Origin of the sequence: Virgibacillus phasianinus (assembly GCF_002216775.1) — a bacterium.
Classification (GTDB): Bacteria; Bacillota; Bacilli; order Bacillales; family Amphibacillaceae; genus Virgibacillus_F; species Virgibacillus_F phasianinus.
This window is the reverse complement of the sequence record NZ_CP022315.1, coordinates 1036027-1060436: the sequence shown is the minus strand read 5'-3', so window position 1 is coordinate 1060436 and position 24410 is coordinate 1036027. Positions and strand designations below refer to the sequence as shown.

Annotated in this window: 37 protein-coding genes and 2 pseudogenes; 38 read left to right on the top strand and 1 reads right to left on the bottom strand. The window is 39.8% G+C overall.

What is annotated here, in order from left to right; genetic code table 11:
• The first annotated feature begins 2 nt into the window (after positions 1-2).
• From rpsC to rpsI, 29 genes are all read left to right on the top strand, one after another.
• Positions 3-644, top strand: a complete 642-nt coding sequence (gene rpsC / locus CFK37_RS05435) for a 30S ribosomal protein S3 (RefSeq protein ID WP_089060912.1) — start codon at positions 3-5, stop codon at positions 642-644.
• Positions 645-662: 18 nt separating this feature from the next.
• Positions 663-1097 (top strand): 50S ribosomal protein L16, encoded by a 435-nt coding sequence (rplP, locus tag CFK37_RS05430; protein ID WP_089060911.1) that lies wholly within the window; start codon positions 663-665, stop codon positions 1095-1097.
• The gene (gene rpmC, locus CFK37_RS05425) at positions 1087-1287 is read left to right on the top strand and encodes a 50S ribosomal protein L29 (RefSeq protein ID WP_089060910.1); all 201 of its coding nucleotides are present in this window, start codon (positions 1087-1089) and stop codon (positions 1285-1287) included. Before rplP ends, rpmC begins: the two co-directional genes overlap by 11 nt.
• A gap of 27 nt (positions 1288-1314) precedes the next feature.
• Positions 1315-1578, top strand: coding sequence for a 30S ribosomal protein S17 (rpsQ, locus tag CFK37_RS05420; protein ID WP_089060909.1), 264 nt, complete (start codon positions 1315-1317; stop codon positions 1576-1578).
• 49 nt (positions 1579-1627) lie between these two features.
• A complete protein-coding gene (rplN, locus tag CFK37_RS05415; protein ID WP_089060908.1) occupies positions 1628-1996 on the top strand; it encodes a 50S ribosomal protein L14 in 369 nt (122 codons plus the stop codon).
• A gap of 36 nt (positions 1997-2032) precedes the next feature.
• Positions 2033-2344, top strand: a complete 312-nt coding sequence (rplX, locus tag CFK37_RS05410; protein WP_089060907.1) for a 50S ribosomal protein L24 — start codon at positions 2033-2035, stop codon at positions 2342-2344.
• 26 nt (positions 2345-2370) lie between these two features.
• Positions 2371-2910 (top strand): 50S ribosomal protein L5, encoded by a 540-nt coding sequence (gene rplE, locus CFK37_RS05405; RefSeq protein WP_089060906.1) that lies wholly within the window; start codon positions 2371-2373, stop codon positions 2908-2910.
• Positions 2911-2939: 29 nt separating this feature from the next.
• A complete protein-coding gene (locus CFK37_RS05400; RefSeq protein WP_089060905.1) occupies positions 2940-3125 on the top strand; it encodes a type Z 30S ribosomal protein S14 in 186 nt (61 codons plus the stop codon).
• Positions 3126-3154: 29 nt separating this feature from the next.
• Positions 3155-3553, top strand: coding sequence for a 30S ribosomal protein S8 (rpsH, locus tag CFK37_RS05395; RefSeq protein WP_089060904.1), 399 nt, complete (start codon positions 3155-3157; stop codon positions 3551-3553).
• Positions 3554-3584: 31 nt separating this feature from the next.
• A complete protein-coding gene (gene rplF / locus CFK37_RS05390) occupies positions 3585-4121 on the top strand; it encodes a 50S ribosomal protein L6 (RefSeq protein WP_089060903.1) in 537 nt (178 codons plus the stop codon).
• 32 nt (positions 4122-4153) lie between these two features.
• Positions 4154-4516, top strand: coding sequence for a 50S ribosomal protein L18 (rplR, locus tag CFK37_RS05385; protein ID WP_089060902.1), 363 nt, complete (start codon positions 4154-4156; stop codon positions 4514-4516).
• Between the two features lie 20 nt (positions 4517-4536).
• Positions 4537-5040, top strand: a complete 504-nt coding sequence (gene rpsE, locus CFK37_RS05380; RefSeq protein ID WP_089060901.1) for a 30S ribosomal protein S5 — start codon at positions 4537-4539, stop codon at positions 5038-5040.
• Between the two features lie 13 nt (positions 5041-5053).
• The gene (rpmD, locus tag CFK37_RS05375; protein ID WP_089060900.1) at positions 5054-5236 is read left to right on the top strand and encodes a 50S ribosomal protein L30; all 183 of its coding nucleotides are present in this window, start codon (positions 5054-5056) and stop codon (positions 5234-5236) included.
• Between the two features lie 31 nt (positions 5237-5267).
• Complete coding sequence (gene rplO / locus CFK37_RS05370; protein ID WP_089060899.1) at positions 5268-5705, top strand: 50S ribosomal protein L15; 438 nt, start codon at positions 5268-5270, stop codon at positions 5703-5705.
• Positions 5705-6997, top strand: a complete 1293-nt coding sequence (gene secY / locus CFK37_RS05365) for a preprotein translocase subunit SecY (protein ID WP_089060898.1) — start codon at positions 5705-5707, stop codon at positions 6995-6997. Before rplO ends, secY begins: the two co-directional genes overlap by 1 nt.
• Positions 6998-7030: 33 nt before the next feature.
• A complete protein-coding gene (locus tag CFK37_RS05360) occupies positions 7031-7675 on the top strand; it encodes an adenylate kinase (protein ID WP_089060897.1) in 645 nt (214 codons plus the stop codon).
• A gap of 188 nt (positions 7676-7863) precedes the next feature.
• Complete coding sequence (locus tag CFK37_RS05355; RefSeq protein WP_089060896.1) at positions 7864-8199, top strand: KOW domain-containing RNA-binding protein; 336 nt, start codon at positions 7864-7866, stop codon at positions 8197-8199.
• Entirely contained in the window at positions 8177-8395 is a 219-nt protein-coding gene (gene infA / locus CFK37_RS05350) for a translation initiation factor IF-1 (protein ID WP_010652072.1), read from the top strand. Before CFK37_RS05355 ends, infA begins: the two co-directional genes overlap by 23 nt.
• A gap of 35 nt (positions 8396-8430) precedes the next feature.
• Positions 8431-8544, top strand: a complete 114-nt coding sequence (gene rpmJ / locus CFK37_RS05345) for a 50S ribosomal protein L36 (RefSeq protein ID WP_002509257.1) — start codon at positions 8431-8433, stop codon at positions 8542-8544.
• 24 nt (positions 8545-8568) lie between these two features.
• On the top strand, positions 8569-8934 hold the full coding sequence (rpsM, locus tag CFK37_RS05340) for a 30S ribosomal protein S13 (protein WP_089060895.1): 366 nt from the start codon (positions 8569-8571) through the stop codon (positions 8932-8934).
• Positions 8935-8956: 22 nt separating this feature from the next.
• Entirely contained in the window at positions 8957-9346 is a 390-nt protein-coding gene (gene rpsK / locus CFK37_RS05335) for a 30S ribosomal protein S11 (protein WP_089060894.1), read from the top strand.
• A gap of 240 nt (positions 9347-9586) precedes the next feature.
• On the top strand, positions 9587-10531 hold the full coding sequence (locus tag CFK37_RS05330; protein WP_089060893.1) for a DNA-directed RNA polymerase subunit alpha: 945 nt from the start codon (positions 9587-9589) through the stop codon (positions 10529-10531).
• A gap of 46 nt (positions 10532-10577) precedes the next feature.
• A complete protein-coding gene (gene rplQ, locus CFK37_RS05325; protein ID WP_089060892.1) occupies positions 10578-10931 on the top strand; it encodes a 50S ribosomal protein L17 in 354 nt (117 codons plus the stop codon).
• Between the two features lie 247 nt (positions 10932-11178).
• Positions 11179-12018 carry an energy-coupling factor ABC transporter ATP-binding protein gene (locus tag CFK37_RS05320; RefSeq protein WP_089060891.1) on the top strand — a complete coding sequence of 280 codons (840 nt, stop codon included), beginning with the start codon at positions 11179-11181 and terminating at the stop codon, positions 12016-12018.
• Positions 11994-12866 carry an energy-coupling factor ABC transporter ATP-binding protein gene (locus tag CFK37_RS05315; protein WP_089060890.1) on the top strand — a complete coding sequence of 291 codons (873 nt, stop codon included), beginning with the start codon at positions 11994-11996 and terminating at the stop codon, positions 12864-12866. The genes CFK37_RS05320 and CFK37_RS05315 overlap by 25 nt, the downstream gene beginning before the upstream one ends.
• On the top strand, positions 12859-13659 hold the full coding sequence (locus CFK37_RS05310) for an energy-coupling factor transporter transmembrane component T family protein (protein WP_089060889.1): 801 nt from the start codon (positions 12859-12861) through the stop codon (positions 13657-13659). The genes CFK37_RS05315 and CFK37_RS05310 overlap by 8 nt, the downstream gene beginning before the upstream one ends.
• A gap of 20 nt (positions 13660-13679) precedes the next feature.
• On the top strand, positions 13680-14420 hold the full coding sequence (gene truA, locus CFK37_RS05305; RefSeq protein WP_089060888.1) for a tRNA pseudouridine(38-40) synthase TruA: 741 nt from the start codon (positions 13680-13682) through the stop codon (positions 14418-14420).
• Between the two features lie 168 nt (positions 14421-14588).
• Positions 14589-15026: a 50S ribosomal protein L13 gene (gene rplM, locus CFK37_RS05300; RefSeq protein WP_089060887.1), complete on the top strand. Its 438-nt coding sequence runs from the start codon at positions 14589-14591 to the stop codon at positions 15024-15026.
• Between the two features lie 18 nt (positions 15027-15044).
• Positions 15045-15437 (top strand): 30S ribosomal protein S9, encoded by a 393-nt coding sequence (rpsI, locus tag CFK37_RS05295; RefSeq protein WP_089060886.1) that lies wholly within the window; start codon positions 15045-15047, stop codon positions 15435-15437.
• 336 nt (positions 15438-15773) lie between these two features.
• Here the strand turns inward: rpsI and CFK37_RS05290 are convergent, their stop codons facing one another.
• Positions 15774-16970, bottom strand: a complete 1197-nt coding sequence (locus CFK37_RS05290; RefSeq protein WP_089060885.1) for an IS110 family RNA-guided transposase — start codon at positions 16968-16970, stop codon at positions 15774-15776.
• Between the two features lie 695 nt (positions 16971-17665).
• Between CFK37_RS05290 and CFK37_RS20615 the strand changes: the two are divergent.
• The 9 genes and pseudogenes from CFK37_RS20615 to CFK37_RS05245 all read left to right on the top strand — a co-directional run.
• A pseudogene (locus tag CFK37_RS20615) lies at positions 17666-19354 on the top strand (MMPL family transporter); the annotation flags it as partial.
• Positions 19355-19543: 189 nt separating this feature from the next.
• Complete coding sequence (locus tag CFK37_RS20360; RefSeq protein ID WP_342746756.1) at positions 19544-20566, top strand: efflux RND transporter permease subunit; 1023 nt, start codon at positions 19544-19546, stop codon at positions 20564-20566.
• 7 nt (positions 20567-20573) lie between these two features.
• Positions 20574-21149, top strand: a complete 576-nt coding sequence (locus CFK37_RS05275; RefSeq protein WP_010652061.1) for a TetR/AcrR family transcriptional regulator — start codon at positions 20574-20576, stop codon at positions 21147-21149.
• Positions 21150-21278: 129 nt separating this feature from the next.
• A complete protein-coding gene (locus CFK37_RS05270; RefSeq protein ID WP_044477091.1) occupies positions 21279-21827 on the top strand; it encodes a cupin domain-containing protein in 549 nt (182 codons plus the stop codon).
• A gap of 371 nt (positions 21828-22198) precedes the next feature.
• Positions 22199-22417, top strand: a pseudogene (locus CFK37_RS20355) (TlpA disulfide reductase family protein); the annotation flags it as partial.
• A 106-nt stretch (positions 22418-22523) separates the two neighbouring features.
• Positions 22524-23003 carry a DsrE/DsrF/DrsH-like family protein gene (locus CFK37_RS05260; protein ID WP_089060883.1) on the top strand — a complete coding sequence of 160 codons (480 nt, stop codon included), beginning with the start codon at positions 22524-22526 and terminating at the stop codon, positions 23001-23003.
• An 85-nt stretch (positions 23004-23088) separates the two neighbouring features.
• Positions 23089-23388, top strand: coding sequence for a rhodanese-like domain-containing protein (locus CFK37_RS05255; RefSeq protein ID WP_010652058.1), 300 nt, complete (start codon positions 23089-23091; stop codon positions 23386-23388).
• A gap of 20 nt (positions 23389-23408) precedes the next feature.
• Positions 23409-23984, top strand: coding sequence for a sulfurtransferase TusA family protein (locus CFK37_RS05250; RefSeq protein WP_010652057.1), 576 nt, complete (start codon positions 23409-23411; stop codon positions 23982-23984).
• A gap of 18 nt (positions 23985-24002) precedes the next feature.
• Positions 24003-24407 (top strand): DsrE/DsrF/DrsH-like family protein, encoded by a 405-nt coding sequence (locus CFK37_RS05245; protein WP_010652056.1) that lies wholly within the window; start codon positions 24003-24005, stop codon positions 24405-24407.
• Positions 24408-24410 lie beyond the last annotated feature (3 nt).

The following is a 24410-nucleotide window of genomic DNA, read 5'->3' as shown; positions in this document are numbered from 1 at the left end:
CAGTGGGTCAAAAAGTAAATCCAGTGGGTCTTCGTGTCGGCGTCATTCGTGACTGGGAGTCAAAATGGTATGCTGGCAAAGATTATGCAGACTTACTACACGAAGATATCAAAATCAGAGAATATCTGGAGAACCGCTTACGTATTGCTGCTGTTTCTTCTATCGAAATCGAACGTGCAGCAAACCGTGTAAACATTACAATTCATACTGGTAAGCCTGGTATGGTAATTGGTAAAGGCGGATCTGAGGTTGAAGCTTTACGTAAATCATTAAACAGTTTAACTGGCAAACGTGTTCATATTAATATCGTTGAAGTTAAAAAGGTTGATATTAACGCAACATTGGTTGCTGAAAATATTGCTCGTCAATTAGAAAACCGTATTTCATTCCGTCGTGCTCAGAAACAATCTATTCAACGCGCTATACGCGGTGGAGCAAAAGGAATTAAAACACAAGTTTCCGGCCGTCTAGGTGGAGCGGACATCGCCCGTGCGGAACATTATAGCGAAGGAACAGTACCACTACACACATTACGTGCTGATATCGATTATGGTACAGCAGAAGCTGATACTACTTACGGTAAATTAGGTGTTAAAGTGTGGATCTATCGTGGAGAAGTCCTTCCAACTAAAACTACAAAATAAGGAAGGGGGATATGCATTATGTTAATGCCCAAACGTGTTAAATATCGTAGACAACATCGTGGTCGCATGAGAGGTCAAGCAAAAGGTGGAAAAACTGTAGCTTTTGGTGAGTATGGTTTACAAGCACTTGAAGCTTCATGGATCACAAACCGCCAAATTGAGTCAGCTCGTATTGCAATGACTCGTTATATGAAACGTGGCGGTAAAGTTTGGATCAAAATCTTTCCAGACAAACCATATACTGCAAAGCCCCTTGAAGTTCGAATGGGTTCCGGTAAAGGTGCTCCTGAAGGATGGGTTGCAGTAGTAAAACCAGGTAAAATTTTGTTTGAAATCGCTGGTGTAAGTGAGGAAGTTGCACGTGAAGCTTTACGTCTTGCTTCTCATAAACTGCCGATCAAAACTAAGTTTGTAAAACGTGAAGAAATTGGTGGTGAAATCAATGAAGGCTAATGAAATCAGAGAACTAACCACTGCCGAAATTGAACAAAAAGTAAAATCATTGAAGGAAGAACTATTTAATTTACGCTTTCAATTAGCGACTGGATCTTTGGAAAACACTGCACGTATTCGTACAGTCCGTAAATCTATTGCTCGTCTTAAAACAGTTGCACGTCAACGTGAACTAAGTGTAAATAACTAGAACCTTAGAGAGGGGGTTAGCCTCAAAATGAGTGAACGTAATAATCGTAAAGAGTACACAGGCCGTGTTGTATCTGACAAAATGGATAAAACAATTACTGTATTAGTTGAAACATATAAATTTCATAAATTATATGGTAAACGTGTTAAATACTCTAAAAAATTCAAAACGCATGATGAGAATAACCAAGCTAAAACTGGTGACGTAGTTCGTATCATGGAAACTCGTCCACTATCGGCTACAAAACGTTTTCGTTTGGTAGAAGTTGTGGAAGAAGCGGTAATTATATAATTAAAGTTCGGGTTCGCTCGGAAGGTATCCGAAGGGAGGTCACAGTGATATGATTCAACAAGAGACTCGTTTAAAGGTAGCAGACAACTCTGGAGCGCGTGAAGTGCTAACAATTAAAGTATTAGGCGGTTCTGGACGTAAAACTGCTAATATCGGTGATGTAATTGTTTGTTCGGTCAAACAAGCAACACCAGGTGGCGTTGTCAAAAAAGGTGAAGTAGTAAAGGCAGTTATTGTACGTACGAAGAACGGTATGCGCCGTAAAGATGGATCATACATTCGTTTCGATGAAAATGCTGCTGTCATCATTCGTGATGATAAAGGTCCAAGAGGGACTCGTATTTTCGGACCAGTAGCACGTGAATTGCGTGATGCAAAATTCATGAAAATCGTATCTCTAGCACCAGAAGTACTATAAGTAGGAATGAATTGCGCGTAGGGAGGTGCGTCAAGCATGCATGTAAAAAAAGGTGATAAAGTTAAAGTTATTTCCGGTAAAGACCGTGGAAAACAAGGTACTATTTTAGAAGCATATCCGAAAAAGGACCGTGTACTTGTTGAAGGAATTAACATGGTTAAAAAACACGCTAAACCTTCTCAGGATAACCCTCAAGGTGGAATTCTGAATCAGGAAGCACCAGTTCATGTTTCTAACGTAATGCCAATTGATCCTAAATCCGGAGAGCCAACTCGTGTTGGATTCGAAGTACGTGACGGAAAGAAAGTCCGCATCGCTAAAAAATCCGGTGAAGCATTAGATAAATAATTTAGCGACGAAAGGAGGGCGACATGATGAACGAATTAAAACAAAGATATCAAGATGATGTAATGCCATCGTTGATGAATAAATTTAATTATAAATCTGTAATGGAAACACCACATGTAGAGAAAATCGTTATTAACATGGGTGTTGGTGATGCAGTTCAAAACTCTAAAGCATTAGACAGCGCTGTTGAAGAGCTTGCATTAATTTCTGGGCAAAAGCCAATGGTTACAAAAGCAAAAAAATCCATCGCTGGATTCCGTTTACGTGAAGGAATGCCAATTGGAGCAAAAGTAACACTTCGCGGTGGGCGCATGTACGAATTTTTACAAAAACTTGTACAGGTTTCACTTCCACGTGTTCGAGACTTCCGTGGTATTTCTAAAAATGCTTTTGACGGCCGTGGAAATTATACATTAGGTGTTAAAGAACAACTAATTTTCCCAGAGATTAACTATGATAAGGTAAGTAAAGTGCGCGGTATGGATATTGTTATTGTTACAACTTCTAATACTGATGAAGAAGCGCGTGAACTTTTAGCTCAGCTAGGCATGCCTTTCCAAAAATAAGCTTAGAGCTAATACAAGGAGGGAAAATTGTGGCTAAAAAATCGATGATTGCGAAACAAAAACGCCCACAAAAGTATAAAGTACAAGAGTATACGCGTTGTGAACGTTGTGGACGCCCACATTCTGTAATTCGTAAATTTAAACTATGCCGTATTTGTTTCCGCGAACTTGCCCATAAAGGTCAAATTCCTGGTGTCAAAAAAGCAAGCTGGTAAACCCCGATTTGGGAAGGAGGTAATGAGTAATGGTTATGACAGATCCAATCGCAGATATGCTTACTCGCATTCGTAACGCAAACATGGTACGCCATGAAAAATTAGAGCTTCCGGCTTCTAAGATGAAAAAAGAAATTGCAGATATTTTGAAACGTGAAGGTTTCGTCCGTGATTATGAATTCATTGAAGATAACAAGCAAGGTGTTCTGCGTATTTTCCTTAAGTACGGTGTAAGTAGCGAACGAGTAATTACAGGTATCAAACGTATAAGTAAACCAGGACTACGTGTCTATGCAAAGGCTGATGAGGTGCCACGTGTACTTAACGGTTTAGGCATTGCTATCGTATCAACATCTAAAGGTGTGTTATCTGACAAGGAAGCACGCACTCAAGCTGTTGGCGGCGAAGTTCTAGCGTATGTTTGGTAATTAACATTTATAAGACAGGAGGTGCACTTAAATGTCTCGTATAGGACTTAAGCCAATTGTAATTCCAGATGGAGTGGAAATTAAATTAGTTGGAAATAACGTTACAGTTAAAGGACCAAAAGGTGAATTAACTAGAACGATTCATGATGATATGAAAGTTGTTATTAATGATAACGTGCTAACTGTTGAACGTCCAAGTGATCACAAAGAACACCGTGCATTGCATGGAACAACACGCAGCATCATTAATAATTTGGTTGAAGGAGTTCATAAAGGCTTTACAAAAAACCTTGAACTTGTTGGGGTTGGTTATCGTGCACAAAAGCAAGGCGAAAAAGTCGTGCTTAACGCAGGTTATTCACACCCGGTTGAAATTGAAAAAAGAGATGGTATTGATATAGAAGTTCCTAAAAACACTCAATTGATTGTTAAAGGAATTGACAAAGAACTAGTCGGAGCAGTTGCTGCTAAAATTCGTGCTATCCGCCCGCCAGAGCCTTATAAAGGTAAAGGTATTCGTTACGAAGGTGAATATGTACGCCGTAAAGAAGGTAAAACTGCTAAGTAAGATTGGTTAGGGAGCAGAAAGGAGTGACCTAGATGATCACAAAGCCTGACAAAAATGTATTGCGTAAGAAAAGACAAAAGCGTGTTCGTAAAAACCTTTTTGGTACAGAACAGCGCCCACGTTTAAACGTATATCGTTCAAACAAGAACATTTATGTACAATTAATTGATGATATTAATGGCGTTACACTAACAAGCGCTTCTACTGCTGAAAAAGACTTAAACGTTGAAGCTGCTGGGAATGTTGAAGCTGCTAAAAAAATCGGAGAATTGATTGCTAAACGTGCCCAAGATAAAGGTTACAAATCGATTGTGTTCGATCGCGGAGGCTACCTTTATCATGGACGTGTAAAAGCATTGGCAGATGCTGCCCGCGAGGCAGGTCTTGAATTTTAATTGATAAAGGAGGGACATTGATGCGTACAAACATAGATCCGAATAAATTAGATCTTGAAGAACGTGTTGTAACAATAAACCGTGTTGCAAAGGTTGTAAAAGGTGGACGCCGTTTCCGTTTTGCTGCATTGGTTGTAGTTGGAGATAAAAATGGTCACGTAGGATTTGGTACTGGTAAAGCGCAAGAGGTGCCAGAGGCAATTAAAAAAGCTGTTGATGACGCTAAGAAAAACTTAATTACTGTACCAATCGTTGGAACTACTATTCCACATGAGATTCACGGAAGATTTGGTTCAGGTAATGTATTAATGAAACCAGCTACAGAAGGTACAGGAGTTATCTCTGGTGGCCCTGTCCGTGCAATCTTAGAGCTTGCAGGTGTTGGTGACATTTTGACTAAATCACTTGGTTCAAACACACCAATTAATATGATTCGCGCAACATTAAACGGACTAACAAACTTAAAACGCGCAGAAGAAGTTGCTAAACTACGCGGAAAGTCTGTAGAAGAACTGTTAGGATAAGGAGGGAAATACTATGTCTAAAAAATTAGAAATCACCCTCACGCGCAGTGTTATCGGTAGAGCAGAGGCTCAAAAGCAAACTGTTCAGTCATTAGGACTTAAAAAAATTCGTCAGTCCGTAGTCCGTGAAGATACTCCAGCCGTTCGCGGTATGGTTAACAAAGTATCCCATCTCGTGACGGTTAAAGAAGTTTAATTACACATTAGCGTAAAGAGGAGGTGCTCGTATGAAACTTCATGAATTGAAAGCAGCAGAAGGCCGTAAAGAACGTAACCGTGTAGGTCGTGGAACATCTTCTGGTAACGGTAAAACTTCCGGAAGAGGACATAAAGGACAAAAGGCACGCTCAGGCGGAGGTACTCGTCCGGGTTTTGAAGGTGGTCAAATGCCTTTATTCCAACGTCTGCCTAAACGTGGATTTACAAATATTCATCGTAAAGAATTTGCTGTAGTAAATCTTGATGCTTTAAATCGATTTAAAGATGGCACTGAAATTACACCAGAACTCTTACTTGAAGAGGGTGTAGTCAGCAAACTTAAAGCAGGTATTAAAATACTTGGCAATGGTGCTGTTGAAAAGAAACTTACTGTAAAAGCTCATAAGTTCTCTGCTTCAGCTAAAGAAGCTATCGAAGCAGCGGGCGGTCAGACAGAGGTGATCTAATGTTCCGTACAATCTCCAATTTTATGCGCGTGGGTGACATCAGACGGAAAATAGTTTTCACATTATTAATGTTAATCATCTTCCGTCTTGGTACGTTTATTCCTGTGCCATATACAAATAAAGAAGCAATTGATTTTATGAATCAACAAAATGTTTTTGGTTTTCTAAACACATTTGGTGGTGGGGCATTACAGAACTTCTCTATTTTTGCAATGGGGATAATGCCTTATATCACAGCATCGATCATCATGCAATTACTTCAAATGGATGTTGTACCGAAATTTTCTGAGTGGAAGAAACAAGGAGAAATGGGCCGGAAAAAACTGGCTCAAATCACCAGATATGGAACAGTTGCGCTCGCATTTGTTCAAGCAATCGCCATGTCCATTGGGTTTAACGCAATGGCAGGCGGCCAATTAATTCAAAATCCCGGTGTTCTGACATTTATTGTTATTGCCATTGTATTAACAAGTGGTACAACTTTTTTAATGTGGATCGGGGAACAGATAACTGCAAATGGTGTCGGCAATGGAATATCCATTCTAATCTTTGCTGGTATCGTGGCTGCAGTTCCTAATGGGGTAAAACAATTATATAGCCAGTATTTCATTGATCCTGGCGATGAATTGTTTATCAACGTGGTGATTGTAGCTATGATTGTGTTAGTTGTTATTGCAGTTACTGTTGGTGTTATCTTTATCCAGCAGGCATTACGCAAAATCCCTGTTCAATATGCAAAAAAACTTGTGAACCGTTCACCAGTGGGCGGCCATTCTACACATTTACCGTTAAAGGTTAATGCTGCAGGTGTTATTCCGGTAATCTTTGCGATTGCATTTATTATCGCACCAAGTACCATTGCAGGATTTTTTGAAGGGAATGAAATTGCTGCAACAGTTAAACAAATATTTGATTATACCCAGCCAATTGGGATGGTTATCTATGTTGCGTTAATTATTGCATTCACATATTTTTATACATTTGTTCAGGTTAATCCGGAGCAAATGGCTGAGAATTTACAAAAACAGGGTGGATATATTCCAGGGATTCGTCCAGGGAAGAATACAGAAACCTATTTAACAAGAGTGATGTATCGCCTAACTTTCGTAGGCTCGATATTCCTTGCTGCAGTTTCTGTGCTACCTATCGTTTTAGGCGGTTTGGCAGATTTACCTACCGCTGTACAAATCGGCGGAACAAGTTTACTAATCGTTGTTGGTGTTGCGCTTCAGACAATGAAACAACTGGAAAGTCAGTTAGTAAAACGGCACTACAAAGGTTTTATAAAGTAATTCTTGTTACCAATGAGAGCGAGGGGAAAATTGTTGGATTTAATTTTAATGGGTCTACCTGGTGCTGGTAAAGGTACTCAGGCAGAAAAAATAAGTGAAAAATATAACATCCCTCATATCTCAACAGGAGATATGTTCCGATTAGCAATAAAAGAAGGAACAGACCTTGGTAAAAAAGCAAAGCAATTCATGGATCAAGGAGATCTTGTTCCCGATGAAGTTACAATAGGCATCGTTGATGAACGTTTACGTAAAGATGATTGTCAAAATGGCTTTCTATTAGATGGATTTCCAAGGACAATTGCTCAAGCAGAGGCTTTACAAACGCTTCTTTCCAACATGGATGAAGACATTGACTGCGTACTGCATGTAGATGTTCCAGAAGAACAATTAGTGAAACGTCTCACTGGCCGCAGAATTTGTCCGACATGCGGGGCAACTTATCATGTTATGTATAATCCTCCTAAAAAGGAAGGAATATGTGATAAAGATGGAAGCGAGCTTATTCAACGAGAAGATGATACACCAGAGACAGTAAAGAATCGTTTAGCTGTTAATATAGAGCAAACAAAACCACTTCTTGATTATTATCAGGAAAAAGGATACCTTGTTACCATCGATGGAAATAAAGAAATCGATGCAGTATTCCAGGATATTCAAACTAAAATAGAAAAATAAGCATTGTGACTGTATAAATTACACTGAATGTGTGCATTTCTATTTGTTAAAAGGTATAATATATGTCGCAGGGAAACGACAAAACACGTACTGGTATAGTAACACGGGTTGTTACTTGTTTATAAATAGAGTCCTTTTTATAGAAAAAGGCAGCATTTAAACTATAGCCTAAGTGAAGGTGATCGTTGTTGAGCGAAGCTGATTCGATTCCGCAAGTAGGTCAAATTGTTCGTATTATGCAAGGCCGTGAGATAGGACAATATGCGGTTGTTATTAATATGGTAGACAATGGGTATGTCATGCTAGCAGATGGGGAAAAACGAAAGTATGATCGGCCAAAGAAAAAGAATATAAATCATATTGAAGTTATGGATTATATTTCCCCGGAAGTCCAAAATAGCCTTCTAGAAACTGGTCGTGTCACAAATGGTAAGTTGAGATTTGCCATAGCAAAATTTGTCAATGAAGTTGTGACTGATTTGAAGAAGGGAGACCAACACGATGGCGAAAGACGATGTAATTGAAGTTGAAGGTACAGTAACGGATACATTGCCAAACGCAATGTTTAAAGTTGAGCTTGAAAACGGTCATACGGTTTTAGCACATGTATCAGGTAAAATTCGCATGCATTTCATCCGTATTTTACCTGGTGATAAAGTGACAGTAGAACTCTCACCGTATGATTTAACTAGAGGACGGATTACGTACCGTTATAAATAACCGAGAGAGCTCCGATATAAAAGGAGGTAAAGATGATGAAGGTAAGACCATCTGTAAAACCAATTTGCGAAAAGTGTAAAGTTATTAAGCGTAAAGGCAAAGTAATGGTGATTTGCGAAAATCCAAAACACAAGCAAAAACAAGGCTAATAAACAAGGAGGTGCATTGAGCTTATGGCACGTATTTCAGGAGTAGATATTCCACGTGATAAGCGTGTAGTTATTTCATTAACCTACATTTATGGAGTTGGAAAGAATACTGCACAGGAAGTCCTTAAAGAAGCAGGCGTTTCAGAAGACACTCGTGTACGCGATTTAACTGAAGATGAATTAGGTAAAATCCGTAAAGCATTGGACGAATATACAGTAGAAGGTGATCTTCGTCGTGAAGTATCCCTTAATATCAAACGATTAATTGAAATTGGGTCCTACAGAGGAATTCGTCATCGCCGTGGGTTGCCAGTGCGTGGTCAAAAAACCAAAAACAATTCACGTACCCGTAAAGGTCCGCGTCGTACAATGGCTAACAAGAAAAAGTAACGTGAAGGAGGTAAGCTAATCAATGGTTCGTAAAACTAATACGCGTAAGCGTCGTGTGAAAAAGAATATTGATACTGGTGTAGCACATATTCGTTCTACGTTTAACAACACAATTGTTACGATTACGGATGTGAAAGGGAATGCTATAAGCTGGAGCTCAGCTGGGGCACTAGGATTTAGAGGCTCTCGTAAATCTACACCATTTGCAGCTCAAATGGCAGCTGAAACAGCAGCAAACGCAGCTGTAGAAAATGGCATGAAAACACTAGAAGTAACTGTTAAGGGTCCTGGTGCTGGTCGTGAAGCAGCAATTCGTTCCTTGCAAGCAGTAGGTTTAGAAGTAACGGCTATTCGTGACGTAACCCCGGTTCCTCACAATGGTTGTCGCCCACCAAAACGTCGTCGCGTATAATTCTATCAATTATACCGTATATAATTTGTCACCCTGTCTATAATGGGTTATGATAGCTAAAAGTATGGAGCGTTAATAAAGTGTATTCTTTTTTATCATCCAACAATCAGCATCGATGAACGGCAGACAATACGAAAGATTTACGGGTAGTGCAGAAACGCCAACTGCCTATTTGGGGAATTTCGGTTAGACCGTTATGTCTAGCCGGGGTTTCGACGTTTTTAAGGAGGGTTTTGTTGAATGATCGAGATTGAAAAACCAAAAATAGAAACAGTAGAGATCAGCGATGATGCCAAATTTGGCAAATTCGTCGTCGAACCGCTTGAACGTGGATATGGTACTACTCTAGGAAACTCCTTGCGTCGTATCCTACTATCCTCACTTCCAGGCGCTGCTGTCACAGCAGTTCAAATTGATGGAGCACAACATGAGTTTTCAACGATTGAAGGTGTTGTAGAAGATGTTACAACAATCATTCTTAATTTGAAAAAACTAGCTCTTAAAATTTACTCTGATGAAGAGAAAACACTAGAGATTGATGTGCAGGGAGAAGGAAAAGTTACGGCCGCAGATCTAACCTATGATAGTGATGTGGAAGTATTAAATCCAGAACTTCCAATTGCTACTATTAACAATAAAGGTAGCTTGCATATGAAAATAACTGCTGAACGTGGTCGCGGTTATCGTCCTGCAGAGGGTAATAATCATGATGATCAGCCAATAGGGGTTATTCCAGTTGACTCGATTTTTACACCAATATCACGTGTGACTTACCAAGTCGAAAATACTCGTGTCGGACAAATTGCGAATTTCGATAAGTTAACATTGGATGTGTGGACAGACGGAAGTATTCGCCCTGAAGAAGCAGTTTCACTAGGGGCAAAGATATTCTCTGAACATCTGAATATTTTTGTAGGTCTAACTGACGAAGCACAAAATGCTGAAATCATGGTAGAAAAAGAAGAAGATCAGAAAGAAAAAGTAATGGAAATGACAATCGAAGAATTAGATCTTTCGGTTAGATCCTATAATTGTTTGAAACGTGCTGGAATTAATACAGTTCAGGAGCTTTCAAATAAATCTGAAGAAGATATGATGAAAGTGCGTAATTTAGGCCGTAAATCTCTTGTTGAAGTTAAGGTGAAACTTGAAGATCTAGGCTTAGGCTTACGTAATGACGACTGATAAAAGCAGACACCTTTAGATATTCATAAAAAGGGAGGGATAGTCCATGGCTAGAAAGTTAGGTCGTAATACCGATGTACGTATGGCATTACTTCGCAACCTTGCATCTGATTTAATCATTCATGAACGGATTGAAACAACAGAAGCAAAAGCGAAAGATTTAAAATCAGTAACAGATAAAATGATTACACTCGGCAAACGTGGTGATTTACACGCACGTCGTCAAGCTGCATCATTCTTATATAATCAGGAAGCAAATGAAAACGAAAATGTTATTCAAAAACTTTTTGGTGAAATCGCAGAACGCTATGAAGAACGACAAGGTGGATATACACGTGTTCTTAAGCTAGGAGCTCGTCAAGGTGACGGAGCAAAAATGGCAATTATTGAACTAGTATAATCAAACTTTTGCGCGTTAAGGGCAGGACTGAATCTCTTCCACGAGGTGAAGCCAAGCCCTTTTTTTGTAGGTAGAAATAGTAATTGGGCAGCTGATTGGAGTCTAGTTAGCGGTTAATAGGAAATGGCCGAACAAATACAAGTTTGGCCAATAAAACCAAAGAAAGGCCGATATTCATCGTAACAGCAGCATGCGGTCAATAATGCCTATGACTATTGAGCTGAGCTAGAGGGGGAAGTACGAACTAATGGGAGAGAAATTGATAGAGTTTAGGAATGTATCGTTTCGATACGGAGAAGAGGCGCCCTGGGTACTAAAGAATTGCAGTTTTGATATTTTCAAAGATGAATGGGTAGCCATAATTGGGCATAATGGGTCAGGCAAGTCCACGATAGCCAAATTGTTGAATGGTTTGCTTTTCCCGCAGGAGGGTGAAATTTTCATTAATGGCCGTCAGGTAACGGAAGAATCCATATGGGAAATTCGTAAAGATGTCGGAATGGTTTTTCAGAATCCGGATAATCAGTTTGTTGGGACAACTGTGCAGGATGATGTGGCATTTGGTATGGAAAACAGGGGAGTACCACGCTCGGAAATGATCAAGCGTATTGAGACCAATTTGACCGCTGTTGGCATGCAGGATTACCGTATGACAGAACCACATCGGCTTTCAGGAGGTCAAAAGCAGCGTGTTGCGATTGCAAGTGTACTAGCTGTTTCACCGCAAGTGCTTATTCTGGACGAGGCAACAGCAATGCTTGACCCAAAAGGGCGCAAGGAAATCATGAGCACGGTATCCAATGTGCAAAAGGAACATCAGCTTTCATTGATTACGATTACTCATGATCTGCAGGAAGTTGTTCAGGCCGAGCGGGTAATTGTTATGAATGAAGGCGTGATTTGGGATGAGGCAACCCCACGTGAAATCTTCTCCAAAAAAGTTGAACTTCGTGAAATTGGATTGGATGTACCTTTTGTGGCCATTTTAGTAGAAAATTTAAAACAAATGGGCGTTCCTATTACAAACGAGGCCCTAAACCAAGAGGAATTGCTGGAGGACTTATGGACATTACATTCAAGAACGTAAGCTATATATACCAACAAAATACACCATTTGCACATAAAGCGATCGAGGATTTATCGTTCCATATCCCCTCAGGTTCATTTGTGGCCGTTATTGGTCATACTGGATCCGGAAAGTCGACACTTATTCAACACCTGAACGGGTTGGTAATGCCGAGCGAAGGTGAAGTATCAATCGGTAATTTTACCTTATCAAAAGAGCAAAAACCTAAGAATTTAAAAGAATTACGCAGCAAAGTTGGAGTTGTCTTTCAGTATCCGGAACATCAGTTGTTTGAAGAAACAGTGGAGAAGGATATTGCTTTTGGACCAGAGAACTTTGATGTACAAGATGATGAAATCAGGAAGCGGATTAAGGAAATAACACCAGCGGTAGGACTGGATGATGCATTGCTTTCCCGTTCGCCCTTTGATTTAAGCGGAGGACAAATGCGCCGAGTTGCGATTGCTGGGGTCCTTGCCATTAAGCCGGATGTACTTGTCCTAGATGAACCAACCGCTGGCTTAGACCCGCGTGGTCAAAAGGAAATCATGGAAATGTTTCACGCTTTGCATCGTGAACAAAATCTAACCACTATTCTTGTAACACATAGTATGGAAGATGCCGTGAAATATGCAGATCATGTGATTATTTTGAACAAAGGCAAGAAATACCTGGAGGGTAAGCCGGAGGAGGTATTAACCAGACAGGAGGCATTGAAAAAGGTGCAGCTGGATGTGCCTGAAGCGGTTCAATTTCTTGGGTTATTTGAGAAAAGGTTTGGCGTTCACATCCCCTTTCACAGGCAATCAACAAAGGAAATTGCCCGGGAGATTCAGCAGGTGTTAAAGGGGGGGTCTTCATATGAATAATGCATTAATCATCGGCCAATATGTCCCCGGTAATTCATTGGTGCACAAACTGGATCCGCGTTCAAAAATAACTGTTATTTTCTTCTTTGTGTTTATTGTATTTTTTGCAAATACCGTTATAAGCTATGGAATTCTAACCGTGTTTGCTTTGGTGTGCATGTTTATAACCCGGGTTCCGATTCGCTACATTATAAAAGGATTGACTCCTGTCTGGTTTTTAATTATCTTTACGTTTTTCTTACACCTTTTTGTAACGAAAGAGGGTACGGTCTTATTCGAAATTTTTTCATTCAAAATTTATTCGGGTGCCCTTATCCAGGGTCTGGCAATTTCGATGCGATTTTTCCTTTTAATATTAGTAACGTCATTATTAACACTAACAACGACCCCGATTGAAATAACGGATGCCATCGAGGATATGCTGCATCCATTGAAAAAGGTTAAATTCCCTGTCCATGAGCTCGCCTTAATGATGTCTATCTCTCTTCGATTCATCCCTACCTTGATGCAGGAAACAGAAAAGATTTCACGTGCACAGGCTTCGCGGGGTGTTGACTTCCGCACAGGGAAAATGAAAGAGCGTGTGAAAGCAGTAGTCCCTCTTTTGGTTCCATTGTTTGTAAGTGCATTTAAGCGGGCAGAAGAATTGGCTATGGCAATGGAAGCACGCGGGTATCAGGGGGGCGAAGGGCGGACAAAGCTACGCGAATTAAAAATAGAAAAAAGAGATGTAGCCGTTTTCCTATTATTTATTTGCGTAGTTGCCGGTACCATTCTGACTAGAAACTATTAATTTTGAAAGGACATGAGGAAATGGGTAGAATCAAATGTGTGATTAGCTACGATGGTACTAATTTTTCAGGATTCCAAATTCAACCAAAAACAAGGACCGTCCACGGCGAGCTTGAAAAAGCCCTAAAAAAGATGCACAAGGGTGAACCGATTCGTATACACGCATCAGGCCGCACAGATACAGGTGTCCATGCGAAACGTCAAACTATCCATTTCGACACACCTTATGATATTCCCTATGAAAATTGGAAGCGGGCGCTAAACACACTGCTGCCTGCCGATCTGTATGTACGAGAAGTAGAAGAAGCAGCCGCATCGTTCCATGCAAGGTATGATGTCTGTGAGAAGGAATACCGCTATTATGTATGGAATGAAAAGGAGCCGGACGTTTTCAAACACAACTATGCATACCATTTTCCTTATACGTTAGATATAAGCGCCATTCAGAGCGCATGTAAGCAACTAGAGGGTGAACATGATTTCACCACCTTTTCTTCGGCAAAGGCTACAACGAAAGGAAGTAAAGTGCGGACCCTTTATCAGGTTAGCTGCAGCAAAAGCGGCAGTGAGATAGAATTTATATTCAGGGGAAGCGGCTTTCTTTACAATATGGTGCGAATCATAGTAGGAGCTATGCTTGATGTTGGACAAGGCAGGCGCAGGCAAGAGGATATTGGCCGGCTTTTAACACAAAAGGATCGTCAACTGTTAGGTGAAACAGTTCCTGCACAAGGACTATATTTGTGGAATGTAAAATACTAGGAAACAAACGATTATTAAGATTAAAAAACTCATTTTCAACTTGACATAGAGCTATCATTTAGTATATGATGATATATGGCATTTTATTTCAAAACCATGATTAGCCCCGGAATCTAATTATGATGAAATAAACGAAAATGATTGATGTAAATTAGGAGGGAAACTATCATGCGTACAACGTTCATGGCTAATGAAAGTAACATTGAACGCAAATGGCTTGTTGTAGATGCTGAAGGACAACGTCTAGGTCGTCTAGCAAGTGAAGTTGCGACTTTGCTACGTGGTAAACATAAACCAACGTATACACCACATGCAGACACAGGTGATAACGTTATTATTATCAATGCAGAGAAAATTGAACTTACAGGAAATAAAATTAACGATAAAATGTATTACCGTCACTCAAACCATCCAGGTGGCTTGAAAGCACGTAATGCTAACGAAATGCGAACTAAATACCCTGAGCAAATGCTTGAGCTTGCTGTTAAAGGCATGCTTCCAAAAGGTCCTTTAGGCCGCAAAATGGGTAAAAAATTGCACGTATATAAAGGTTCAGAGCATAATAACCAAGCACAAAAACCAGAAGTTTATGAACTTCGCGGATAATTAAAGGAGGTCAACCAAGTGGCACAAGTACAATACTACGGCACAGGTCGTCGTAAAAAATCAACTGCACGTGTACGTCTAGTTCCAGGCAATGGTAAAGTTGTGATCAACGGACGTGACGCTGAAAGCTATTTTCCATATGACACACAACGTCTTATTTTAAATCAACCGCTTGCTGTTACAGAAACAGAAGGCACATATGACGTTCTAGTAAATGTTCATGGCGGAGGATTCACTGGCCAAGCTGGTGCTATTCGTCACGGTATTGCCCGCGCACTTTTAGAAGCAGATCCAGAATATCGCGCTTCTCTTAAACGTGAAGGATACCTAACTCGTGATGCTCGCATGAAAGAACGTAAGAAATACGGTCTTAAAGCAGCACGTCGTGCACCACAGTTCTCAAAACGTTAATAAATCAACACTTGCAAATCCCTCAACCACGTGTGGTTGGGGGATTTTACTGTATATGCGGTGCTTTAAAAACAGGGGAAAATTCACACGTAGCATACACGTAACATACAAGTAGCAGACAAATAATTTAGAGAAAAAGAAGCTGTGATTTTGAAATTAAGTTTGATACAATTACGCTGATAAGATGGATTGGGATAGTGCAACAATACCAGCTAATAGCTGTCAATAATTAAGGCTAAAAAGTTTCTAAAAAACATGTTACACTAAAATTGAACATACTAAATAAACCTTTTGATTAAAAGGAAAAAAAACAAAGGAATTTGAAGCAAATTACACTTAATCTACAAAGACTTCTTGACGTTTTAACATGGCATAAATCCAATGAACAAGCTTGTTTGCGCAAGCAATTAGAGCGACTTTATGTGGCTTGCCTTCATTTCTTTTACGATCATAAAAAGCAATTAGTTTTTTATTTCGTCCTTTGGCTAAACCACACTGAACAGCTGTGTAAAGCGTTTGTCGCAGTCTTGATGAACCTCTTTTCGTAATCCGATTGATAGAAGCTTTAAATTTACCTGATTCAAAAACAGATGGATCCAATCCTGCGTAGGCTACAAGTTTTTTAGGATGCTCGAACTGGTTGATATCGCCAATTTCGGAGAGGATTGTTGCCGCAATCTTATCTCCAATACCAGGTACGGATTGGATTAATCTGTATTCTTCAAAAGAATTTGAAAGCGCATTTATTTCTGTTAACAACTCTGATAAATGCTCCTGATATTGAAAAAGCATCTGAATATACATACGCAGACTGACCAGTTGTCCATGGCTAATTTGAGATTGATAGGGATTGCGTCTTGCAGCTTCTTTTAATTGCTGCGCTTTGTCTAAAAACCATGCATGAGAGCGCCTGACTCCAAATTGACTCATCTCTTCAGCTAACTTCTCATCAGCGACTTTATGAATGTCTATAGCAGTTGGATAATTCGATAAAGTATTTAATGATAATTTTCCATACAAATCGCTAAAAGCACAATGGTATTCTGGGAATACTTGATCCAATGCCACTTGAAATTGAAGTTTTATTTGAACATAACTATCTGTTAAAGCACTGTGCTGTCTTGTTAAAAGTCTCAAATTAAGGGCTTTATTCGTTTTCCTTTGATAGATTTCAAGGTCTTCTTTATAATAAAGCTCACCTAAATGAAATGCATCAGCTTTATCCGTTTTTACTTGGCGTAAATTAGTTTTCCTAGCTTCAAAGGAAATCACTGGATTGACCAAATAATAAGCTATATCTTTATCCTCGAGAAATTGAAGTACAGGTTCATGGTAATGTCCGGTAGATTCAAAGATTACAGCCGGAGGCTGACCAGAGACCTTTTCTACTTCTTGATAAAAGTTATGAAATGTTTGAAGACCTAGTAAATCGTGTGTGAATTTAAAACTTTGCTTATACGTTTCTTTTCTTTGTAAAAAGGCTTGAACTTGGCTTTCACCTTTTGCAACATCCAAGCCAATTACAGGATCCATATAAATCACGCTCCATTTAATAGATTTGCCAGTGCACCTCTTCATCACTTGTAGTGTCATAGCTTCGCTTGTTATACGGGATCTGAGTCCCAACCAGCCTCAAACATGTTTCTACAAGTAGAGGGTGGACAGTATTGCGGACGGGATCGATGTCCCACGGGCCAGATCGTCCTACCCCGGCTACTTTAATCATAGAACCTATAAAAAATAGGTCAACCAGAAATGACTGGTTAACCTTATAATACGAACGGGCCAGTTAATTGAATAATTAGTTCTGGATCCTTATGAAATTTGCGATACTTGTTATCTGGTTAATGAAGCGCAGGTTGACCAAAGAGAAGCTCATATTATAGAGGGTTAATAAAACCCCATTTGAAAGTGGCCCCGATTTTGAGGCGCTTTTTAATTGTTGCCCAAAATTGAAACTGAAAAAGCAATAGTAAAATACAAAAATAGTTGTGCTAACCCAGTCTGAATTGTTTTACATATTAGTTTCACATGGAGTCCTTTGCATTCCTCATAGTTAACAGCTTTCTTAACCATCCCATACAACCTCTCCCGAAAATATTAATGAGTAAACTTTTCTTTTGTTTAAGCGTAAATAATTTATTTGACAAACAATAAATAAAACGATAATGTAAGTAAGTGATAACTTACATTGTGATCTGTGTTTTTACTTACAGGGGGGATGACAAATGAGGATACTAAAATTTATTGCGAACGGAATCGTGAAGTATCCAATCAGAGTGTTGACAATTACGATAGTCGTTATTTTATTGTTCGCCGTCGGAGCACAGCAGGTGGAATTGGCAACGGGCAACAACACACTTATTGAGGAGGATACCGAGGTTTATCAGAATAACCAAACATTGGAACAAGAGTTTGGTGGTGAATCGATAATTGTGCTGTATGAAGCTGATAATAAGTCCAGCCTATTGACACCTGAAACATTGCACCAAATGGAAAATCTTGAAAGCCAGCTGAGCAGTCAAGATGGTATTTATACAATTGTCGGTCCTCATACGGCAGTCGAAAACATATCGAAAAAAAAGGCGGAAAAATATAAAGAAGGCCTGACAGAAATGGCTGATGGGATGAACGGCATGGGTGAAAAACTTCAAGAAATCAGTGTAAACATCAAAGAAAATGCCACCGGACAGTCATTGCCGGATTTCGAATCAAAAATTTCCGAAATGGAAAAGCTCATCGGCAGGATGGTCGAAGGTCAGAAAAAACTTGAGCGGGGTTCAGGTGAATTGCTGGATGGCTATTCCAACATGGGAAGCCAGCTAAAAGATGTTGCAATGAAACTGCAGCAATCCGCAATACAAATGGAGAACAATGCTGAGGGCCCTGCCGGACATAAACAGGCTGCAAAGTTCAAACATTTTGGTGTGAAGCTTAATGCGATGGGAGATAAAATGATTGATGCATCCGTGAAAAGCGCTGGGCTTCCGAATGTATCGGGAAACACCATTAATGGTCTGCAAGGTCTGGACAAAGGTTTGAAGAATCAGCAGAGTCAGTTGCACGAAATAAGCGAGCGACAGGGTCAACAGCAAAAAGATCTGCAAGAACTTGCGGGCGGACTGGCAAAAATGGGAGAAAACCTTGTTTCCATGAGTGAAAATCTTAGGGAAATGATTGCTTTTTCTGACAGCATGTCCCCTGTCATCCCGAAAAAACTGAAGACACTTGAAAAAATGATTTATGAAGATGACGGATCACTTCGCAGCATATTTGATGACATGCTTATTGATGGACAATATATGACTTTCATGGTCAAGTTTACGGGTGATGCTACAGACACCAATAAAAGTAAAGCAGTTGCTTTTGTAAAGGATTATATGGAAGAGAACCCGATTGAAGGAATAGACACAATGGTGTCGGGAAAGCCGGTTTTGGATGATTCCATCCGGACAGAGATGAAAAATAGTATGCAAAAAATGATGGGTCTTTCGATTTTATTCATGATTATCGTGCTTGGACTTGTGTTTCGGGTGAAATGGCGCATTCTGCCACTTGTGATAATCTTGATTGCTGTAATTGGAACAGTGGGATTAATGGGATGGATCAGTGTGCCGATCACAATGGTTTCAATGGCGGTTTTCCCGATTTTGATTGGCCTCGGCATTGACTATGCTATTCAATTTCAGGCCAGGTATACAGAAGAAATGAAAGGGGGGAAACACTAAATGATGAAAAACAGAAGCACTGAAGGCGTCAAAAAAACTGTAACAAAGATGGCGCCTGCTGTTCTTACCGCTCTTTTGGCAACAGCAGTAGGTTTTTTATCCTTGTATACTTCACCGGTACCAATGATACAAGACTTTGGAAAAATGCTTACCATTGGTATGCTAATCAGTTTTATCGTTGGTTTGTTTATCCTGATTCCAATACTATTTACACGTGATTATTTTTTCACAAAATCGACGACAGAGAATGTAAAGATAAATACCGGGGAGTCAAAGGTGAACACCGGTTTTAGAAAAATCACTAATTCAATCATTAAACTCAGATGGCTAATCCTTTTTTTAGCAATTGTTACAGCAGCTTCCGGGATCTGGGGAGATATGTATACAGGTGTTGAAACAGATGTGGAAACTTTTATGCCTCAGGATACGCAGGAACTGGAGGATATCCACAAACTGCGTGATATTCTGGGTACAACCGATCAAGTTTCCATCATGTACGGCACAGACAATGTGCTTGATGAAAAAACATTGAAATGGTCGGAAGAAATGACTAATTCCCTTGAACAGGAATTCCCATCCGTTATAGTTGACACCAATTCCTTGTCAGCACTTTTAAAGAAAATGAATGAAGGTGAAATGCCGAATCAGAAAAAAACAGCTGACATTATTGAAGACATGCCGGAAGAACAGTTAAAACTATTTATAAACGAAGAAAGAAACAAATCTGTTATAAATGTTGGTATCAAGCACCTGGAAGCAGAGCAACTGCAGTCTTTTATCACGGAAACAAAAGAATATGTTGCAGGTAATAAGCCAGATGATATCAGTGCGACAATAACTGGTAAAGCGGTTGTAGATGTGGAAATGGTAACAGCACTAACGACAGGCAGATATAAAATGACCCTGTTGGGCATGGGTCTTGTTTTTCTTGTCTTATTACTGATTTACCGGCACCCGATAAAGGCTTTCATTCCCCTGCTGCCAATTGTGTTTATAGTTGGCTGGTCAGGCGGGGTTATGTACTTGTTTAATATTGATTACACTCCTTTAACAGCAACACTTGGCGCACTGATTATCGGTATTGGAACAGAGTTTACGATCCTTATAATGGAGCGGTTTTACGAGGAACGCAAAAAAGGTTTCAAAAGCCGGGAAGCAATCTTAACAGCCAATGAAAAAATAGGTAAAGCTATATTTGCTTCAGCCTTCACAACAATTGGCGGATTCAGTGCTTTGCTTATATCTGATTTCGTGATTTTAAGCAATTTTGGTATGATGATATTAGTGAATATTTCCTTTGCCCTTTTGAGTACGATCATTGTACTGCCCACAATATTGGTAATCCTTGACCGATTTGTGCGTACAAAAAGTGATAAGGGAACAGAATTTGTAACGGGGTGAAATAGGTATGCGAGATAAAACGGATCAAATTTTGAATGCAGCAATCAAGGTATTCATTTCAAAAGGGTTCCTACAGTCCACCACTCAGGAAATCGCTAAGGAAGCCGAGGTGGCCGAAGTAACACTTTACCGCAAATTTTCTACGAAGCAGAAGCTCTTTGAGACTGTGGTGAAAAAAGCACTGGAGAATGAATTTCATGCCAAAGTCATGAAGTTCGCGGAAGAACCGGGAACAAAGGAATTTTTTAAACGCATTCTGGATGATCGATTTACAGCTTTGTCAAAAAACCATATGCTTGCAAAGACACTGCTTGCTGAAAGTTTTATGGGACATTTAGCTGACGAAATTAATTTTCCCGTTATTATTTTTAATGGATTAAAAAAAGGATTGGATATACACTTTGCCGGATTTGAAAATAAACCTGATACAAACCTTCTTGCAAGGCAAATAGGGGGTATTCTTCTCGGCAGTCTGACATTCCCGCCGGAAGTGCCTTATCATAAGCAGTCCATACAGCAAAAGGCAGAGCTGTTAAACGTGCAGGTGCATGCTTTGGAAACTTTTATCCCCCGTGGTAATTGAATGGTTGCAGGAACACACGAGAGACTGAGACATTATTGTTTTTTCGAGAGAGATACAAAAGTAACTGAAAACAAACTTGGGACATATTATGATATTGTAATATATAATCACAAGAAAGGATTGAAGAATATGTCTCAGTATGAATATCCTTATTCCTACCCTTCAATTTGTAATTGTGGCAGGGTACCATATAGCTGGGGGGCAGCAAATGAATTTTATGCAAACCAACATTGGCCATACGCAGACCCCCGCAGCTATACGGGGCCCATGCTGCAGGATCATGGAAAAGAGCCATTTGTTCTGAATATAGATCAGGCTGCCAAGCAAAACAGTACTTTTCGTACAGCCATATGGACCGGGGATAACTTACAGGTTACATTGATGAGTATTGGAGTCGGGGAAGATATAGGTTTAGAAGTACATCCTGATGTGGATCAATTTTTACGTGTTGAAGCAGGCCAAGGAGTCGTTCAAATGGGAGATAGGAAAGAAAGTTTATATTTTCAGGATAGAGTTTTTGATGATTATGCAATTATGGTACCTGCAGGCGTATGGCACAATCTGATTAATACGGGTCGTACACCGCTTAAACTTTACACAATCTATGCCCCGCCTGAACATCCGTTTGGCACTGTTCATCGTACAAAGGCAGAGGCAATGGCTGCTGAGGAAAATTAAATCAGTTTTATTAGACGTGCAAACTTGAGAATGCTGATCAAAAAAATTGATTGCATGTCATTAAAAGTCAGGTTTCGACCGGGGGTGGATCTGGTCGTTGCCTGATCTTTTGTCTAAAACTTAACTTTTTCAAATAGGTTAGAGCACCGTTTTATTATTTTCATCAAGTTTTCATATTCATACTTTACTATGAATCATAAGAAAAAACCGGTTCAAGTGGAGGCGAAATCACCTCACCACCGCCTGCCGGTGAAAAGGATGATGTCAAAGAGATAGATAAGGTGGGGGTTTCAGTAGGACAAATTGCTCCGGACTTTAAATTAAAGACGCTCGAAGGAAAAATAGTGCGCTTGTGAAATTACCGGGGTGAACGTGTTATCGTCAATTTTTGGGTTACATGGTGTCCCTCTTGCAGAGCAGAAATACCTGATTTTCAAAAGCTCTATAAAAATAAGGATGTGGAAATATTAGCGGTTAATCTGACATCAACGGAAGAAAGGAAAGAAGGTGCAAAAAATCAAGTAGCATTGGTTATCACAAAAAAATGGGATATGCGCTTGACAAAATACCTGGCAGGGTATATAGTGTAACATGTAATGTTTTTAAAGGGGTTCAGCAAAAATGCGAACCCTATTATTAAACGGTATATAATACCCATACGGGTATTCGTAAATAAAAGGAGTTGAAAATTAATCAATGCAGGACAAAAAGAAAACAACAATTGTTTTGTTCAGTGGTGATTATGATAAAGCAATGGCTGCATATATTATCGCAAACGGCGCGGCAGCCTATGACCATGAGGTGACTATATTTCACACATTCTGGGGATTAAATGCGCTCCGGAAAGATAGTCAGGTTCCGGTAAAAAAGAATTTTCTCGAAAAAATGTTTGGAAAACTCATGCCGCGTGGTACAGATAAAATGGGCATATCCAAAATGAATTATTTGGGAATGGGACCAAAAATGATTAAACGTGTTATGAAAAAGCACAATGCTATGCCTCTTCCCCAATTGGTGGATATGGCTCAGGAACAGGATGTTAAACTGATTGCGTGTACCATGACAATGGATTTGCTCGGCCTTCAAAAAAAAGAACTTCTGGATGAAATTGAATACGGCGGTGTGGCTGCTTATGTTGGAGAAGCAGAAGAAGGCAATATCAGTCTATTTATTTAGAATAATTTAATACCCCTACCCATATTGGTAAAAGGGGGTTGATTTAAGGATCTGTTAAATAACACTATCAAGGAGGTAAATTCAATTGAAATCAGTAAAGACGAACAAACTGGAAGAAAGAATCAAAAACAAAAGTGATGTAAATGTTATTGATGTACGCGAGGATGATGAGGTGGCACAAGGGAAAATAACGGGTGCGAAACACATTCCGCTTGGTGAGATTTCGGATCGAATCAATGAAATAGATAAAAACAAACACTATTATATGGTTTGCCGTTCGGGCGGCCGTAGTAGTAAAGCATGTGAAATTCTTATGAACCAGGGATTTGATGTAACAAATGTTGATGGCGGTATGCTCGCCTGGACAGAGAAAGTGGAGAAATAAATTAAAGGAGGCATTGATTCATGGGAATTACAGCAAATGAAACAGTGGATGCAAAGGGACTTGCTTGTCCAATGCCAATTGTCAAAACAAAAAAGGCTATTTCTGATTTGGCTCCTGGGCAGGTTATGGAAGTACAGGCAACCGATAAAGGATCCACAGCCGATATTAAGGCCTGGGCGGAAAGTACAGGTCACCAGTACTTGGGCACTGTTGAAGAAGATGACGTGCTGAAGCATTATTTGCGCAAAGCAAGTGATGATGAAGTGAAAAATGAAGCAAACTATGATGATGTGATTGATTTACAGGTGTTGCGGAATAAAGTCGATGGACTTGAAGATGTAACGATTCTTGATGTTCGTGAACAAGCAGAATATGCATTTAATCATATTCCGGGCGCAATCAATGTTCCGCTTGGGGAATTGGAAAACCGAATGGATGAAATAAATACTGACAAAGAGATTCATGTTATTTGCCGTACGGGGAGCCGAAGCGACCTTGCAGCCCAAAAGCTGTCACAAAAAGGTTTCAAAATCGTAAAAAATGTGGTGCCGGGCATGGCTGAATGGGATGGCTCAACGGAGAAATCCACAAAATAATTGAAGGAGGAATAAACAATGGAAAACAATAACACACGCGTAGCAATAATAGCAGCAAATGGTGGTATGTTCGATGCCTATAAAGTATTTAACATTGCAACAGCAGCCGCCGCATCGGATAAAGAGGTAGGGATATTCTTCACATTTGAAGGACTCAACCTGATTCATAAGGAGGCTCACAAAAACCTGGCGATGCCGGAAGGGAAAGAGCACTTCAAAGAAGGCTTTGAAAAAACGAACGTTCCATCCATCAGTGAGTTGTTGGAAATGGCTCAGGAAATGGGTGTCAAAATGATTGGATGTCAAATGACAATGGATGTTATGAATCTGGAAAAAGACGATTTTGTGGAAGGAATTGAAGTCGGCGGGGCAGCTTCATTCATTGAATTTGCCAAAGATGCTGATATTTCACTGACATTTTAAACA

What these genes read in the sequence shown, in the direction of transcription:
- rpsK (WP_089060894.1), top strand. Translation starts at nt 8,957, where the DNA reads ATGGTTCGTAAAACTAATACGCGTAAGCGTCGTGTGAAAAAGAATATT.
- rpsH (WP_089060904.1), top strand. Translation starts at nt 3,155, where the DNA reads ATGGTTATGACAGATCCAATCGCAGATATGCTTACTCGCATTCGTAAC.
- CFK37_RS05260 (WP_089060883.1), top strand. Translation starts at nt 22,524, where the DNA reads ATGCAGGACAAAAAGAAAACAACAATTGTTTTGTTCAGTGGTGATTAT.
- rplN (WP_089060908.1), top strand. Translation starts at nt 1,628, where the DNA reads ATGATTCAACAAGAGACTCGTTTAAAGGTAGCAGACAACTCTGGAGCG.
- CFK37_RS05320 (WP_089060891.1), top strand. Translation starts at nt 11,179, where the DNA reads ATGGGAGAGAAATTGATAGAGTTTAGGAATGTATCGTTTCGATACGGA.
- rplQ (WP_089060892.1), top strand. Translation starts at nt 10,578, where the DNA reads ATGGCTAGAAAGTTAGGTCGTAATACCGATGTACGTATGGCATTACTT.
- CFK37_RS20360 (WP_342746756.1), top strand. Translation starts at nt 19,544, where the DNA reads ATGTATACAGGTGTTGAAACAGATGTGGAAACTTTTATGCCTCAGGAT.
- rplP (WP_089060911.1), top strand. Translation starts at nt 663, where the DNA reads ATGTTAATGCCCAAACGTGTTAAATATCGTAGACAACATCGTGGTCGC.
- CFK37_RS05315 (WP_089060890.1), top strand. Translation starts at nt 11,994, where the DNA reads ATGGACATTACATTCAAGAACGTAAGCTATATATACCAACAAAATACA.
- rpsQ (WP_089060909.1), top strand. Translation starts at nt 1,315, where the DNA reads ATGAGTGAACGTAATAATCGTAAAGAGTACACAGGCCGTGTTGTATCT.
- rplR (WP_089060902.1), top strand. Translation starts at nt 4,154, where the DNA reads ATGATCACAAAGCCTGACAAAAATGTATTGCGTAAGAAAAGACAAAAG.
- rpmD (WP_089060900.1), top strand. Translation starts at nt 5,054, where the DNA reads ATGTCTAAAAAATTAGAAATCACCCTCACGCGCAGTGTTATCGGTAGA.
- CFK37_RS05330 (WP_089060893.1), top strand. Translation starts at nt 9,587, where the DNA reads ATGATCGAGATTGAAAAACCAAAAATAGAAACAGTAGAGATCAGCGAT.
- rpmC (WP_089060910.1), top strand. Translation starts at nt 1,087, where the DNA reads ATGAAGGCTAATGAAATCAGAGAACTAACCACTGCCGAAATTGAACAA.
- CFK37_RS05245 (WP_010652056.1), top strand. Translation starts at nt 24,003, where the DNA reads ATGGAAAACAATAACACACGCGTAGCAATAATAGCAGCAAATGGTGGT.
- CFK37_RS05270 (WP_044477091.1), top strand. Translation starts at nt 21,279, where the DNA reads ATGTCTCAGTATGAATATCCTTATTCCTACCCTTCAATTTGTAATTGT.
- rplF (WP_089060903.1), top strand. Translation starts at nt 3,585, where the DNA reads ATGTCTCGTATAGGACTTAAGCCAATTGTAATTCCAGATGGAGTGGAA.
- truA (WP_089060888.1), top strand. Translation starts at nt 13,680, where the DNA reads ATGGGTAGAATCAAATGTGTGATTAGCTACGATGGTACTAATTTTTCA.
- rpmJ (WP_002509257.1), top strand. Translation starts at nt 8,431, where the DNA reads ATGAAGGTAAGACCATCTGTAAAACCAATTTGCGAAAAGTGTAAAGTT.
- CFK37_RS05290 (WP_089060885.1), bottom strand. Translation starts at nt 16,970, where the DNA reads ATGGATCCTGTAATTGGCTTGGATGTTGCAAAAGGTGAAAGCCAAGTT.
- secY (WP_089060898.1), top strand. Translation starts at nt 5,705, where the DNA reads ATGTTCCGTACAATCTCCAATTTTATGCGCGTGGGTGACATCAGACGG.
- infA (WP_010652072.1), top strand. Translation starts at nt 8,177, where the DNA reads ATGGCGAAAGACGATGTAATTGAAGTTGAAGGTACAGTAACGGATACA.
- rpsE (WP_089060901.1), top strand. Translation starts at nt 4,537, where the DNA reads ATGCGTACAAACATAGATCCGAATAAATTAGATCTTGAAGAACGTGTT.
- rplX (WP_089060907.1), top strand. Translation starts at nt 2,033, where the DNA reads ATGCATGTAAAAAAAGGTGATAAAGTTAAAGTTATTTCCGGTAAAGAC.
- CFK37_RS05310 (WP_089060889.1), top strand. Translation starts at nt 12,859, where the DNA reads ATGAATAATGCATTAATCATCGGCCAATATGTCCCCGGTAATTCATTG.
- rplE (WP_089060906.1), top strand. Translation starts at nt 2,371, where the DNA reads ATGAACGAATTAAAACAAAGATATCAAGATGATGTAATGCCATCGTTG.
- CFK37_RS05250 (WP_010652057.1), top strand. Translation starts at nt 23,409, where the DNA reads ATGGGAATTACAGCAAATGAAACAGTGGATGCAAAGGGACTTGCTTGT.
- rplM (WP_089060887.1), top strand. Translation starts at nt 14,589, where the DNA reads ATGCGTACAACGTTCATGGCTAATGAAAGTAACATTGAACGCAAATGG.
- rplO (WP_089060899.1), top strand. Translation starts at nt 5,268, where the DNA reads ATGAAACTTCATGAATTGAAAGCAGCAGAAGGCCGTAAAGAACGTAAC.
- rpsM (WP_089060895.1), top strand. Translation starts at nt 8,569, where the DNA reads ATGGCACGTATTTCAGGAGTAGATATTCCACGTGATAAGCGTGTAGTT.
- CFK37_RS05275 (WP_010652061.1), top strand. Translation starts at nt 20,574, where the DNA reads ATGCGAGATAAAACGGATCAAATTTTGAATGCAGCAATCAAGGTATTC.